Source organism: Pseudomonas sp. Pseusp9 (assembly GCF_059491265.1).
Map to the genome: position 1 here is coordinate 4,776,470 of NZ_CP168500.1, position 14,577 is coordinate 4,791,046.

At 56.5% G+C, this 14,577-nt stretch carries 12 protein-coding genes and 4 pseudogenes; 6 read left to right on the plus strand and 10 right to left on the minus strand.

The genetic code is table 11. From position 1 onward, the window contains the following. Positions 1–58: 58 nt before the first annotated feature. The 4 genes from kdpC to kdpF all read right to left on the minus strand — a co-directional run bounded on the left by kdpC (position 59) and on the right by kdpF (position 4,602). Positions 59–604: a potassium-transporting ATPase subunit KdpC gene (kdpC, locus tag ACEN8E_RS21680; protein ID WP_495589801.1), complete on the minus strand. Its 546-nt coding sequence runs from the start codon at positions 602–604 to the stop codon at positions 59–61. A 136-nt stretch (positions 605–740) separates the two neighbouring features. Further along, positions 741–2,798 carry a potassium-transporting ATPase subunit KdpB gene (kdpB, locus tag ACEN8E_RS21685; RefSeq protein WP_495589802.1) on the minus strand — a complete coding sequence of 686 codons (2,058 nt, stop codon included), beginning with the start codon at positions 2,796–2,798 and terminating at the stop codon, positions 741–743. Between the two features lie 11 nt (positions 2,799–2,809). After that, positions 2,810–4,504: a potassium-transporting ATPase subunit KdpA gene (gene kdpA / locus ACEN8E_RS21690; RefSeq protein ID WP_495589803.1), complete on the minus strand. Its 1,695-nt coding sequence runs from the start codon at positions 4,502–4,504 to the stop codon at positions 2,810–2,812. An 8-nt stretch (positions 4,505–4,512) separates the two neighbouring features. Then, the gene (kdpF, locus tag ACEN8E_RS21695) at positions 4,513–4,602 is read right to left on the minus strand and encodes a K(+)-transporting ATPase subunit F (RefSeq protein WP_007899818.1); all 90 of its coding nucleotides are present in this window, start codon (positions 4,600–4,602) and stop codon (positions 4,513–4,515) included. Positions 4,603–4,866: 264 nt separating this feature from the next. Between kdpF and rfbC the strand changes: the two genes are divergently transcribed. The 4 genes and pseudogenes from rfbC (at position 4,867) to ACEN8E_RS21715 (ending at position 6,930) form a co-directional block, all read left to right on the plus strand. Continuing rightward, positions 4,867–5,412: a dTDP-4-dehydrorhamnose 3,5-epimerase gene (gene rfbC, locus ACEN8E_RS21700; protein WP_008017830.1), complete on the plus strand. Its 546-nt coding sequence runs from the start codon at positions 4,867–4,869 to the stop codon at positions 5,410–5,412. 121 nt (positions 5,413–5,533) lie between these two features. Then, a pseudogene (locus ACEN8E_RS21705) lies at positions 5,534–5,788 on the plus strand (ethanolamine permease); the annotation flags it as partial. A gap of 124 nt (positions 5,789–5,912) precedes the next feature. After that, complete coding sequence (locus tag ACEN8E_RS21710; RefSeq protein WP_495589804.1) at positions 5,913–6,080, plus strand: DUF2897 family protein; 168 nt, start codon at positions 5,913–5,915, stop codon at positions 6,078–6,080. Positions 6,081–6,372: 292 nt separating this feature from the next. Then, entirely contained in the window at positions 6,373–6,930 is a 558-nt protein-coding gene (locus tag ACEN8E_RS21715) for a TetR/AcrR family transcriptional regulator (RefSeq protein ID WP_495589805.1), read from the plus strand. On the opposite strand, the gene fabF is transcribed toward ACEN8E_RS21715, so the two are convergent. From fabF to ACEN8E_RS21740, 5 genes are all read right to left on the minus strand, one after another. Next, on the minus strand, positions 6,927–8,201 hold the full coding sequence (gene fabF, locus ACEN8E_RS21720) for a beta-ketoacyl-ACP synthase II (RefSeq protein ID WP_495589806.1): 1,275 nt from the start codon (positions 8,199–8,201) through the stop codon (positions 6,927–6,929). The genes ACEN8E_RS21715 and fabF overlap by 4 nt on opposite strands. A gap of 32 nt (positions 8,202–8,233) precedes the next feature. Continuing rightward, positions 8,234–9,028, minus strand: coding sequence for an SDR family NAD(P)-dependent oxidoreductase (locus ACEN8E_RS21725; protein WP_495589807.1), 795 nt, complete (start codon positions 9,026–9,028; stop codon positions 8,234–8,236). A 212-nt stretch (positions 9,029–9,240) separates the two neighbouring features. Further along, a complete protein-coding gene (locus ACEN8E_RS21730) occupies positions 9,241–9,576 on the minus strand; it encodes a ComEA family DNA-binding protein (RefSeq protein ID WP_495589808.1) in 336 nt (111 codons plus the stop codon). 112 nt (positions 9,577–9,688) lie between these two features. Beyond that, a complete protein-coding gene (locus tag ACEN8E_RS21735) occupies positions 9,689–11,686 on the minus strand; it encodes a polysaccharide biosynthesis protein (protein ID WP_495589809.1) in 1,998 nt (665 codons plus the stop codon). Between the two features lie 833 nt (positions 11,687–12,519). Continuing rightward, positions 12,520–12,771, minus strand: a complete 252-nt coding sequence (locus ACEN8E_RS21740) for a transposase (RefSeq protein WP_495589810.1) — start codon at positions 12,769–12,771, stop codon at positions 12,520–12,522. Positions 12,772–13,449: 678 nt separating this feature from the next. On the opposite strand from ACEN8E_RS21740, the pseudogene ACEN8E_RS21745 reads away from it, so the two are divergent. Continuing rightward, positions 13,450–13,602: pseudogene (locus tag ACEN8E_RS21745) on the plus strand (IS5/IS1182 family transposase); the annotation flags it as partial. Here ACEN8E_RS21745 and ACEN8E_RS21750 read toward each other — a convergent pair. Beyond that, a pseudogene (locus tag ACEN8E_RS21750) lies at positions 13,558–13,991 on the minus strand (transposase); the annotation flags it as partial. The pseudogenes ACEN8E_RS21745 and ACEN8E_RS21750 overlap by 45 nt on opposite strands. A gap of 66 nt (positions 13,992–14,057) precedes the next feature. On the opposite strand from ACEN8E_RS21750, the pseudogene ACEN8E_RS21755 reads away from it, so the two are divergent. Then, positions 14,058–14,246, plus strand: a pseudogene (locus ACEN8E_RS21755) (transposase domain-containing protein); the annotation flags it as partial. Between the last annotated feature and the right edge of the window lie 331 nt (positions 14,247–14,577).

A 14,577-nucleotide genomic window follows, 5' to 3' on the forward strand; every position in this document is an offset into this window, starting at 1 on the left:
CAGGTGTACGCATTCCGATGTGGGAGCGAGCCTGCTCGCGAATGGCAGCACCGCCGGCTTACAGTTTTTCCAGCGCCAGATTCAACTCCAGCACATTCACCACCGGCGGGCCAATCAATGGCTGCTCGATGTGGGCGTCCAGCAGTTGTTGCAGTGTCGCTACCGGCAGATTGCGCGCTGCCGCAACACGCGCCAGTTGATAGGCAATCGCCGACGGTGGCAAGTGCGGATCCAGACCGCTGCCGGACGTAGTGACCAGCGCCAATGGCACCGGCCCCTGGCCTGGCACCAGTTGTTTGTTGGCGTCGTCGATCACGCGAGTGGCCAGGGCCGGGTTGCTCGGCGACAGGTTGCTGGCACTGCTCGACACGGTGGCAAAGGCACCGGCCGATGGGCGCGGGTGAAACCAGGCATCACCGACGAAATCCTGGGCGATCAGCGAGGAACCACGGACCTTGCCCTCGGCATCACGCACCAGGCTGCCGTTGGCCTGATCCGGGAACGCGACCTGGGCCACGCCGGTGACCACCAGTGGATAAGCGACGCCGGTGATCAGCGTCATCAGGACCAACAGGCTCAGGGCCGGGCGTATCAATGTGGACATTTCAAAATCCTCGAATTGTAGGAGCGAGCTTGCTCGCGATGTACCGCAGAGCACTGCATTCATCCAGACAGAACGCGTTATCGTTAACGCCCATCGCTAGCAAGCTAGCTCCTACAGTGGGTGTGGGGGTGTTCAGTCAAACCAGATGCAACGCCGTCAACAGCATGTCGATCGCTTTGATGCCCACGAACGGCACCAGAATCCCGCCCAGTCCGTAGATCAGCAGATTGCGTCGCAGCAACGCCGCCGCACTCGCCGCCTGCACGCGCACACCACGCAATGCCAGGGGAATCAGCACCACAATGATCAGGGCGTTGAATACGATCGCCGAAAGAATCGCGCTCTGCGGACTGCTCAGGTGCATCACGTTGAGCACGCCCAGTTGCGGGTAGATCGCGGCGAACAGCGCCGGCAGAATCGCGAAGTACTTGGCCACGTCGTTGGCGATGGAAAAGGTCGTCAGCGCACCGCGGGTCACCAGCAATTCCTTGCCGATCTGCACCACATCCAGCAGCTTGGTCGGGTCGCTGTCGAGGTCGACCATGTTGGCCGCTTCACGTGCCGCTTGCGTGCCATCGTTCATCGCCATGCCGACATCCGCCTGGGCCAGTGCCGGGGCGTCGTTGGCGCCGTCGCCGCACATGGCGACCAGGCGACCGTCGTTTTGCTCGTGACGAATGCGTGCCAGTTTTTTCTCCGGCGTGGCTTCCGCCAGCACGTCATCCACACCCGCTTCGGCGGCGATGGCGGCGGCGGTCAACGGGTTGTCGCCGGTGACCATGACCGTGCGAATGCCCAGTTTGCGCAGTTCGGCAAAACGCTCGCGAATGCCGGGCTTGACCACGTCCTTGAGGTGGATCGCGCCAAGCAAATTGCCGTCGGCGCAGACCAGTAACGGCGTGCCGCCGCTTTGGGCGATCCGGTCGATTTCACGGGACAACGGTGCAGCCAGATCAGCCCGCTTGAGGCCAACGAACGCCAGCAACGAATCCACCGCACCTTTGCGAAACACACGCCCCTGATAGTCGACACCGGACAAGCGGGTTTCGGCACTGAAGGGCACGGCGGTCAGTACATCGGCGGACGGCTCCGGTTGCGGATGAGTGCCACGCAGGTATTCGACGATCGACTTGCCTTCAGCGGTGTCATCGGCCAGCGAAGCCAGCAATGCGCCTTCGGCCAGTTCCCTGGCGGTCACACCCGGGGCGGCATACACCGCCGAGCAACGACGGTTGCCGAAGGTGATGGTGCCGGTCTTGTCCAGCAGCAAGACATGCACGTCGCCTGCCGCTTCCACCGCACGACCGGACTTGGCGATCACGTTCAGGCGTACCAGCCGATCCATGCCGGCGATACCGATGGCCGACAGCAACCCGCCGATGGTGGTCGGAATCAGCGTGACCAATAACGCCACCAGGAACACCAGCGGCAGGCTGCCATTGGCGAAGTGGGCGAAGGGTTGCAGGGTCACGACCACCATCAGGAAGATCAGGGTCAGGCCGATCAGCAGGATGTCCAGCGCCACTTCGTTCGGGGTTTTCTGGCGTTTGGCGCCTTCGACCAGAGCGATCATGCGGTCCAGGGTCGACTCGCCAGGGTTGGCGGTGATCTTCACCAGCAGCCAGTCGGACACCAGCCTTGTATTGCCGGTGACGGCCGAGCGGTCGCCGCCGGACTCGCGGATCACCGGCGCCGATTCACCGGTAATCGCCGCTTCGTTGACCGCCGCGATGCCTTCGATCACTTCGCCGTCACCTGGGATCATCTCCCCTGCTTCGACGCGCACCACATCGCCCTTGCGCAGGCTGGTGGCCGGCACTACCTGAAAGGTGCCGTTGCTGGTTTTGCGCCGGGCGCCGAGGCCTTCGCTACCAGCCTTGAGGCTGTCGGCACGGGCCTTGCCGCGACCTTCGGCCAGGGCCTCGGCGAAGTTGGCGAACAGCACGGTGAACCACAGCCACACCGCGATCTGCGCCGCGACGAAGGTCGGTACCGCCGTGTCCGGTACGAAGCACAGCACGGTGGTCAGGATCGCGGTCAGCTCGACCACCAACATCACCGGGGCACGTTGCAATTGCCGTGGGTCGAGCTTGACGAAGGCTTGCAGCAACGCCGGGCGCCAGAGGGCCGAGATCGCGGTTTTCGGTTGTTCCGGCGCCTTGACGGCGACGGTTTTGGATACGGGCATATTCATCTTCAACTTCCTCAGAAGGCCATGCTCAGATGTTCAGCAATCGGGCCCAACGCCAGCGTCGGCAGGAAGGTCAAACCACCCACCAGCAAAATGGTCACGGTCAGCAGGGTGACGAACAGCGGGCCGTGGGTCGGAAAACTGTTCTGGCCAATCGGTGCGGTTTTCTTCATCGCCAGGCTGCCGGCCAGGGCCAGGACCGGGAGGATGTAACCGAAACGCCCGATCAACATGCCAAGCCCCAGCATCAGGTTGTGGAACGGCGTGTTGGCACCAAAGCCGCCGAACGCGGAGCCATTGTTGGCACTGGCCGAGGTGTAGGCGTAGAGCAATTGACTGAAACCGTGGGCGCCAGGGTTGCTCACGGCAGCCACCGGGCCAGGCAGGCTGGCGGCGATCGCGCCGAGCACCAGTACGCCAATCGGCATGACCATCAGGGTCACCACCAGCAATTGCACCTCTTTGGCCTGCAGTTTCTTGCCGAGGTATTCCGGAGTACGGCCAATCATCAGACCGGCGAGGAACACCGCGATCAACACGTTGAGCAACATACCGTAGAGCCCGGCACCGACGCCGCCGAAGATCACTTCGCCGACCATCATGTTGACCAGCGCCACCATACCGCTCAGTGGGTTGAGGCTGTCGTGCATGCCGTTCACCGAACCGTTGGACGCGGCCGTGGTGGTCACCGACCACAGCACGGTAGCGGTGGTGCCGAAACGTGCTTCCTTACCTTCCAGCGGCGCGGTCTGTTCGACAGCGACATTGTTCAACGCCGGGTTCGGTTGGTATTCAGCCCACAGCGAGGTCGCGCCGCCGATCAGGAACAGCGCCAGCATGCAGGCGATGATCGCGCGACTCTGACGCAGGTCCTTCACGTAGTGGCCGAAGGTAAACACCAGCGCCACCGGAATCAGGATGATCGATGCCAACTCGAACAGGTTGGACCAGGCGGTCGGGTTCTCGAACGGGTGCGCCGAGTTCACGCCGAAGAAACCACCACCGTTGGTACCCAATTGCTTGATCGCAATCTGGCTGGCGGCCGGGCCCAGCGGGATCACTTGATCAACGCCCTGCACGGTTACTGCATTCACGTATTGCGCGAAGGTTTGCGGCACGCCCTGCCAGACCAGATACAGCGCCAGCAACAGGCACAGCGGCAACAGGCCGTAGAGGGTGGCGCGGGTCATGTCGACCCAGAAGTTGCCAAGCGATGCAGTGGATTTGCGACCGATGCCGCGGCACAACGCAACCAGAACGGCCAGGCCGGTGGCGGCGCTGACGAAGTTCTGCACGGTGAGGCCGACCATCTGGCTCAGATAGCTCAAGGACGCTTCGCCGCTGTAGGCCTGCCAGTTGGTGTTGGTCATGAAACTGATGGCGGTGTTGAACGCCAGCGTCCACTCCTGGCCCGGCAGGTTTTGCGGGTTCAGCGGCAAGTGGTCCTGGAACAGCAGTATCGCGAACAGCAGCAGGAAACCTGCGAGGTTGAACGCAAGCAGAGCCAGTGTGTACTTCTGCCAGCTCTGTTCGGCCTGCGGATCGACGCCGGCCAGGCGATAACAACCGCGTTCGACCGGGCCGAGAATCGGCGTCAGCCAGGTGCGCTGTCCTTCCATCACCTTGTAGTAGAAGCGCCCGAGAAACGGTGCCGGGACCAATACCACCGCGAAAAACGCGAGGATCAGCCAATAATCATAACTGTGCATAGCCGCTCCTAGTTCCGGTCCGCGCGCAACAGCGCAACCAACAGATAGATGAACAGCCCCACTGCCAACAGCAGTGACACCCCGTCCAGAACGCTCATGGAAGTTCTCCGTGTTACGGCGTATTGCCGCGTGTGGAGTCATTGTCGGAAAGGAGGCTGTAAAGGAACGAGACCGAGGGTGCACGCAGGGCATAAAGAAAGCGTAAAGAGTGGGTTTGTGGTTTCGTTACGGCAATAACACCTATTGCTCGAATGGCTGATCAAACTCGACATGCTGGATGAGTTTCCAAACCTGCCACTCGCTTCGGTGTGCACTTTGAGCAAGAATGTCGGTTATCTACGCCTACAACTGGAGAATCCCCCATGAATGTAATCACCACCGACCTGCCCGGTGTTCTGATCATCGAGCCGAAGGTATTTGGTGATGAACGAGGTTTCTTTTATGAGAGCTTCAATGCCAAGGCTTTTGAAGATGCGACTGGCCTGAACACCAAATTCGTTCAGGACAATCATTCGCGCTCGCAAAAAGGCGTATTGCGTGGCCTGCACTACCAACTGGAAAACACCCAAGGCAAATTGGTTCGTGTAACCGTTGGTGAAGTACTCGACGTTGCCGTGGATATCCGCCGAAGCTCGCCGCATTTCGGCAAATGGGTTGCTGTGCGCCTGTCCGCCGAGAACCATCGTCAGCTTTGGGTTCCGGAAGGTTTCGCCCATGGCTTCGTGGTGTTGAGTGATTTCGCCGAGTTTCTCTACAAAACTACCGACTACTACACCCCGTCAGCCGAACGCAGCATCCGTTGGAATGACCCCGACCTGGCTATCGAATGGCAATTGAGCGAAGCGCCGCAACTGTCGGCAAAGGACCAGGCGGCGGCGTACTTCAAGGAGGCTGAGGTTTTTTCCTGAAACCGGGGACATCCTTTACGTTTTAAACCGGAAACATCGTTTACAAGTATGAAATACGGTCAGGAGGTGCCTGACCCTACCCTGGAATCGAGAGTCCCCAACGGATCAGAGAGTCAAACTCATAGGCGACTGGCGCACCCTGTCGAACATCAACGACCCATTGCCCCAAGCGATGAAAACCGTGGTCGGCGAAAGCTCCAAGGGGCTGCACATGCTGGTGTGGATCGGCCTGTTCGGTCTGGTGGCGATGGCCTGGCTCAACACCTTGATCGGGCTGATCTTCCTCGGCTTCATGGCAGTGGGTCTCGTGTACTTTCTGCTGACCGCGCAGTTGCGCGTGGATGCGCCGGCGGACGCAATGTTGACCGGGTTATAAACAGCTCAGGTGCGTTTGGCCTATCAGGCATAGAATGGAACCACTGCGAAAATCCATCGATCAAAGTGGTATGCACGATCGATTGGCGAACTCCGTCAATTGGCGTGCCCTCAAGGAGAGCCCTATGCCCTGGTATGCCTGGTTGATTCTGATCGTTGCAATCGGCTCGATTGTTGGCGGTTTGATGATGTTGCGCGACACCGCCAACAAGATCGAACTGACCGATGAGCAACGTAAACGCGTCGCTGAACGCAATGCGGAAATGGATGCCAAGGAAGCGAAGGACCGCTAACCCAAAAACCCTGTCATTCTCAGTGAATGACAGGGTTTTGTTTATCTGGCGTTGCAGGCAAACACCTGGTTTTTCTCCACCAGCGTCACGTCGGCCAGGGACTTTCCCTTGCTGATGTACTTGGTCTTATGATTGCCCAATAAACTTTGGTATAGGAGCAGTCATTACTTTTGACAAGTCTTTGACGCTTTTAGAGCACCGTTAGACGTATCTGCATGCTTTTTAAAAGTAGAAGTACAGTCACCATCCTATTTTCATTGGTTAAGATGGCGCATTGTTGCGGAGATTTCAGATGCGTTACTCGCAGGACCATAAAGCCCAGACCCACAAGCGCATCATCAAGGAAGCTTCAGCGCGATTCCGTAGGGACGGTATTGGGGCGACTGGCCTGCAACCGCTGATGAAAGCGCTGGGGTTGACCCACGGCGGCTTCTACTCGCACTTCAAGTCCAAAGACGAACTGGTTGAAAAGGCGTTGCAAGCGGCTGGCGATCAGGTCGAAGGGTTGTGTGCCGAGCTGTTCGCCCAGGATCGCCCACTGGATGCCTTCATCGACGCTTATTTGTCCGAATGGCACCAGACTTCACCTCAGGAAGGCTGCCCGTTGCCAACCATGTCATCAGAACTTGGTTTGCGTGGGCAGCCAAGTCCAACCTCGGACGTAGTGTTGAACGCACGGCTCCAACAAATAGAAGACACCCTTGAAGGCGAGGATGCTGCGGACCAGAGCATCGTCATCATGTCCGCACTGGTCGGGGCGTTGCTGTTATCGCGCAGTGTCGAGAACCCGCAACTGGCCCAGCGGATTCTCGACGTAACACGCACGTTTCTTAAACAACCCCAGGACTAATCCTGCCAGCGCTTGAACAATACGCTGGCATTGACTCCGCCGAACCCGAAGCCGTTGGACAGCGCATACTCGATAGCCATCGACCGCGCCTGACCGTGGACGATGTCCACGCCTTGCGTCGCCGGGTCCGGGCTATCGAAATTCAGGGTGGCCGGCACGATCTGATCACGAATTGCCAACAGCGTGAAGATCGCCTCAATCCCGCCAGCCGCTCCGAGCAGATGCCCTGTCGCCGATTTGGTCGACGTCACCGCCACCTTGTTGTCTGTACCGAACAACGACTTGATAGCAGCCAACTCGCCGAGGTCGCCAACCGGCGTCGATGTAGCGTGCGCATTGAGGTGTTGCACCTGAGCCGCTGAAATACCAGCCTGCGCCAATGCCAGCGACATCGCCCGGCGCGCGCCGCTGCCATCTTCGGGCCCCGCGGTCAGGTGAAAGGCGTCAGCACTGGTGCCATAGCCGACCAACTCGGCTAGAGGTTGGGCCCCGCGCGCCAGGGCATGCTCCAGGGATTCAATCACCAGAAGTCCCGCGCCCTCCCCCATCACAAAGCCGTCACGATCACTGTCGAACGGCCGAGACGCCCGCTCAGGCGTTTCGTTGTAACCAATGGACAAGGCACGCGCCGCCGCGAACCCGGCCAGGCTGACCCGATCTATCGCTGCCTCAGCGCCGCCACAAACGGCAATATCCGCTTCGCCGCAACGAATCAGCCGCGCAGCATCACCAATCGCTTGCACCCCGGCCGCACACGCCGTCACCGGAGCGCCCAACGGGCCCTTGAATCCGTGCTGGATCGACACATGCCCCGCCGCCAGATTGACCAGGAACGATGGAATGGTGAAGGGCGACAGTCGCCGAGGTCCACGGCTGTCGGTGGTGCGAACAGCATCGGCGATCGCGCCGAACCCACCGACCCCAGACCCGATAATGGTTGCCGTGCGTTCCTGGGCTTGCGGGTCCAGCGCTTGCCAACCGGCCTGCTCCAAGGCCTGCCGCGCGGCCTCCATGGCAAACAGGATGAAGCGGTCCATCTTCTTCTGCTCTTTGGGTGGCGTTGCTCGATCCGGGTCAAAACCCGCCTCGGGATCTTCGGCCACTGTGAGTACCGCTCCGCCAACCTTGGCCGGCAAATCGGCGACCACCTCTTCAGCTAAATTACGCAACCCGGAACGCCCGGCCAGCAAACGCTTCCAGACAGCTTCAACACCGCTGCCCAGCGGAGACACCAGGCCCATGCCGGTGACAACTACTCGACGATCAATCATGTCGCAAATACCTCAAACCGATGGAAGGCGCCTCATTTGTAACGTGCGGCGGCCGTACTTCTGGAAAGATTAGGGGCCATTACCAGGCGGGCTTTTACAAAGTCGTCCCACTCGGAGGCGTTTGGCAACGATGGAATGGTGATCAGTTCACCTTGGTCCAGACCGGATAACGCGGCATCGACCATTTCACCTGCTTCCATGACCATGTCCGCCGGAATCTGGCTAGCGTCGATACCGGAGCGCTCCCAGATTTCGGTGCGCGTCACGCCTGGCAACACGGCTTGAACCTTGACCCCGGTGCCGTCCAGTTCGGCATTCAAGGACTGCGTCAGGCTTAACACGTACGCTTTACTAGCGCTGTAAGTCGCATTGAATCGCTCGGGAAACAACGCAACCACTGACGCTATATTGATGATAGAACCCCGGCCTGCCTTGGCAAAACTGGCGGCTGCCGCCGATGCCAGACGTGTGACCGTGGTGACGTTCAGTTGAATCAACTTTTCCAGCTGCTCCATGTCGGCATTCGCCAGCAGGCCATCCGCCGCGACACCAGCGTTGTTCAGCAGCAGACTGATATTCGAATCGCTGCGAAGACGCTGTTCGATCTTCAGTACATCATCCTTTTGTGTCAGGTCTGCCTTGAATACTTCCACCTGAACACCGTGCTCGGCGCGCAACTTGCTCGCAGCAGCCTCAAGCCGCTGCTCGTCACGAGCAACCAACAACAAATCAAAACCACGCGCTGCCAATCGCTCAGCGTAAATTGCACCGATACCGGAAGAAGCACCGGTGACGAGGGCCGTACCTTGGGATTGGGTGGAAGTCATGGCTGTGCTCCTGGGAGATATCAAGGGGAAGTGCGCGCACTGAGTGCTCGTGCCCGTGCGCGTCAGCGAACGACAAATGGATTATAGGCATAATTTAAGCGAAATATGATAGATATAATTTTTTGTTGGCCAATGGAAGGCGCAGTACCAACCCTTTCGCCAAAAAGCAAAAAGGCCGGTCAATGACCGGCCCCTGGCGTTGAGTTACAAGTTTAGTTCACGTGGAGATTCTCGCGATTCTTGTCCAGAATCGCTTTACCTATCCCCTTCACTTCCAGCAGTTCGTCTACGGATGAAAATGGCCCATTACTCTCACGATAAGCAACAATCGCATTGGCCTTGGCCTCTCCGATACCGGTCAACTCGCGCTGCAGTGTCGGCGCATCGGCTGCATTGAGATCGACTTTGCCAGACGGCGTCTTAGGGGAAATCTCCAGCACCACAGGTGCGCTGCCTGATTCGGGTTTCGCCACAGGTGCAGCCATTGTGGCAACAGAAGCACTGGTGAGCAGGGCAAAAACCAGAGAGCAGAAATAGCCAGTACGCATAATTGAAGCTCCATGACATCGTTTTAGAAAGCAGCCTTTCCGAAGCTGCCTTCCAAACTTAGGCGATGGGATGGAACCGTCAAAAGTGTGTCCGTTGCAAGATGTGAAACAATCAGGGTTCGAGGTGGCGCTGTTGGTAGATCCAGTCGACGATTTCTCCGTCTGGGGTGTAGCCGCTGACCGTGTCGCGCAGGAGTTGTCGAACACGTGTGTAGTCGTCTTGTTCAACGGCTGCAAGCAATTCCGTTAGCTTAGCCTTGAGCAAATCCCAAGGCAGGTGATCTTCATTGGCGCTCATGATCATCGGATGCTGAGTGGCTGATACGTTGTCGCCGATCAACAACTCTTCGTAGAGCTTTTCACCCGGGCGAAGACCAGTGAACTCGATAGAGATGTCGCCGTGCACATTTTTTTCCGAACGAACACTCAAGCCGGAAAGATGAATCATCTTTTCAGCCAGTTCGACAATTTTAACCGGTTCCCCCATATCCAGCACAAAGACATCGCCCCCCTGCCCCATTGAACCCGCCTGAATTACCAGCTGAGCGGCCTCGGGAATAGTCATGAAATAACGAGTGATCTTGGGGTGGGTAACGGTCAACGGCCCGCCAGACTTGATCTGCTTGTGAAATAATGGAATAACCGAGCCGGAGGATCCAAGGACATTACCGAAACGTACCATCGTATAGCGCGTTTTGTTGACCCTGGAGACGTTGGTGTTATCGTCAAACAGCACCGGTGCCGGTTCTCGACTGAGCGCCTGCAACGTTAACTCGGCAAGGCGTTTGGTGCTGCCCATGACATTTGTAGGACGCACGGCCTTGTCGGTCGAGATCAATACAAAGTTGGCCACACCGGCCTTCAGCGCTGCCTGGGCGGTATTGAGAGTACCCACCACATTATTGAGCACGCCTTCTGCGATGTTGTGTTCAACCATTGGCACATGCTTATAGGCTGCGGCGTGATAAACCGTATCCACGTGCCAGGTTTTCATCACATCCAGCAACTTATCCTGATTGCGTACAGAGCCCAAAATCGGCAAAAGACGAACAGATAGCGACTCTCGGGTGATTCTCTGCTCAAGTTCGGACAAGATGCTGTAAAGATTGAACTCACTGTGCTCAAAAAGTAAAAGCGTGGTGGGGTGCAGTGACAGAATCTGACGGCACAATTCGGAACCAATCGACCCTCCCGCCCCGGTGACCAGGACCGACTGACCTTTGATGCAATGCTCAAGCAAGTCTTCCTGAGCCGGAACAGTATCGCGGCCCAAAAGGTCAGCGATGTCCACTTCCTGAATGTCGTCGACTTTTACCCGACCGCTGGCCAGATCCATGAAACCTGGAACGCTTCGCACATGGAGCGAGAAACCTTCAAGGAAACCGAGAATTTCCCGGCGACGGCCACGAGTGGCGGAAGGAACCGCCAATAGAATTTCTTGCGCGCCGGTAGTATCGATCATTTTCTGAATGTTCTGGGATGTATAAACCTGAAGTCCCGAAATGACACGGCCAGCGATACTCATATCATCGTCGATGAAGGCGACAGGACGCATTATCCGCCCCATACGCAATGCTGCAGCAAGTTGGTTCCCTGCAGCCCCGGCCCCAAAAACCGCGACTCTAAGCAACCCGTCGTCTCTACTAGTGAAAGGCACATGCTGCGCGGTAGCGAACCAATTACCGAGAAAATATTGACGCATCGCCAAACGCAAACCACCGACCATAATCAAACTCAACCACCAGTAGTTGAAGATAATTGAGCGCGGGACTAGAGTTTGATGATTGCTGTACCAATATACGATTACGCCGAGAATCAGAGACGATAAGCTGACTGCCTTAATGATTGTGATCAGCGCATCGTTACCGAAATAACGCATCACGGCACGATACATGCCGAAACGGACAAACAAAGGAATCGCGACTACGGGAGCACTCAGAAAGAGCCACGAATGCACGATAAGTGGATTGACCATATCGTCAATGCCAAGGCGTACCAAAAATGCCAGCCACAACGCTACCCACACGAGAACGATGTCGGCCAAAACCTGAATGAACCTTTTTTTACGTCGCGGCAGTTTAAGCAACAGTTTGCGCAACTTATCCATCACTCCATCGTACACCTCGAACCGCTCCCCATGACAGTACTTGATCAGTGCACGTCTCCCGACGCACTCGTTGCTTCAAACAATCATAAAACAATTACTGATCGTCTGGCATTTTTTTGATCCACTCGCGTGAAATTTTATTGCCAGAATCACAAGAACTGTAGGTGACTATCCGCCCCAGCAAACCCTCTACTCCATGGAAGTCACGCAAAGCACAATTGGCAGCAACCAGCCGCCATTTTTTACACCAACGGCAAGGGTGAATGCTTGCGATAGTTGCGAGAAGCAAACTGATATATGTGACTACGGTGTGCCAGGTAAATCTTGTCACCGCGAAACGGGCAACGAATCAAGGTGACGGTTGCCCCCCCTCAAAAAAAACACATGGACGCCCGGGCATTGCCAAGCTTCAATCTGTGACGGTTCGATGGTAGAGGTTGCACTCATACGGGGCGGCGTTGCTGCTGTCTTTGATCGAATCCGCTGGCCGAGTTCTCAATGGATCCATGTGCTCATGGCACGCTGTGCGGGTCGATTTCCTGGCCACGGTCTTACCAATTTTGCAATCAATTCATGCTCACCTGAGCAATCATTAGAGTTAGTCCGTTACAGGGTTACGCTGACGTCTTCAAACCGCTTCGATTACGCGACGACGGGCGTGTAATCAGAGCGGAACTCGTGGTCACCGACCAACAAGGCCCTTATGATTCGGGCGTTTTCATTAGCCAGCACAACGGCTGCCACATTGGTGTTACGCCGCTTAAGTAGCCGGCGAAGCCAGCTGTCAGAGATCCCTTTTCGCTGTGCTGCGCAGATCATCGACCGTGCCCCCTGGATCAGTAGCGCCCGTATATCGCAGCCCCTCCCTTACTCATCCCCGTCAGTATCGTATTACCGCCACTGGAATTGTGCGTCGGCACCAGCCGAGCAATCACCTGTCGGCCATTCTTGAAACTCTTGGCATCACCAAGAGTGAGCACCATTGCACTGGCCGCGATCGGCCCGATGCCTGGCATCCTGGCATCCTGGCATCCTGGCATCCTGGCATCCTGGCATCCTGGCATCCTGGCATCCTGGCATCCTGGCATCCTGGCCAGCTTGCGGCTGTTTTCGTTCGCCCGATGCCAAGCGACAATTTGATTCTCTAGCTGAGCTGTAAGGCTTCAGCAACAGATCTGCATTCCCCTCATCACCATGACTGCGCCTTGTCGTGATTGGCGCTATTGCGCATGGCCCATAAGGCGTAGATCGGGACAGGCTGCACTCCATCGCGCGTGTGCCCCGACTGCGCGCGGGTAAGGTGTCGCGATTTTTTACTTTGCTCTAAGCAAAAAAATAGCCGTTTGAGACCGCGTACACAATGTTCTTGGCTTACGCATGTCAGTTTTGTGAGATCGTAAGCAGAAACTCTGCTCTTTCTTTATGAGTCCATCATAGAGTTCGCGCCAACGACCGGCACCTTGAATTTAAGGCCTTCATTATACCGGACGAAAGAATTGAAGACCTAAAGACCTATTACTTTCTGCTGTAACTTTTCGCATAGGGGTATTTGATATCATTGCTATATATTAAACAGCCCGGGTTCCGATTTATCCTATTCTCGTCTGCGCAGCCTTTGTCCTTGCCAAGTCAAAAATTAAATATGCAATTGTAATCGCTGCAAACTCCGTTGGTGCCTCTATTTTACCGGATATGCCATGCAAGATAAAAAAACCAGAAATGGAAGCTCCGGTTGCGCGTGCCAGCCATCGAACGGTTTGATCGGTCGTATTCGACGCAAGATCGAATACGTCAAGACGCAAGTCAGGACTAAGGTTGAACATCCTTTTCGAGTAATCCGGCGTCAGTTTCGTTATACAAAAGTGCGCTTTCGCGATTTGGTGAAAAACATCGCTCAGCAAACGACGTCGTTCGCATTGTTTTCTGTGCTTTTTATAGCTGCTGGGGCGCGTGGCAATCGAGCAGATAATCATGCTGCGGTTCTGATGCTCAGCATGCTTCTCCACACCAGCATAACCAGCATCACCGCACACATAAGCTTCCTCGCGCACAGCAACTTTTCGACCTGCGTCACGTCGGCCACATTCGCCGCCTTGCCAACGAGGCTGCCGAACCAGTTTTGCATCAGATGATCCCGTAACAGAACCATGAACAGATACGCCGGGCCACCACCTTCGCCTTTCGGATAATTCGGCTCTATCAAGGTAATCAAAGCTTTCCAGGGCACCACCTGATCCATCCCGATCAGGAAGCGCTCGCGGCGGGTCTGCTTGGGTTTACCGGCAAACTCGGCATCGGCGGAGGAAATCTGTTACATCGGAGCTCAACCGTTCAATTCGCGTGAAGCGAGTATTTCACCAGAGATGGAAGTCATTTTCAGAGCGTCCCTAGAGGTGAAATGGCCAGCGCTCAGATCTACAGTCTGGTCGAGACGGCTAAAGCCAACGGCCAAGAGCCCCATGCGTAGCTGCGCCACGCACTTGAACGCCAACCACAAGCGGCCCTGGTTGAAAATTACGAAGCCCTGATGCCCTGGAACTGCTCGCTCATGTCAGCTCGCTAAGCGCGCTGACTATCTTTAATAGGTAGGCTTCATGGAGCGCTTATGTACTGGGTACCGGATGCCTATTTACCGGCGCGTGCTGAACGAGCGCACAACAAAGCCAAGCATGCCCAGCAAAGAAAATAGCCAAGGCAATGCGGCTATCAAAAGCTTTTTCGACTCGATGAAATCCGAGTTCTTTCGCCTGAGCAAATTCAACAATTTCGATGAGTTTGAAGCTAAGTGGCCTGAGGCCTGTGGAATACAGGACTCAAGCACAGCGGACTTAAAAAACGTTCAACTATTCAGGGCCAGATAAACCAAAACCGCCCCCGAAGTAGCTGATATCTGG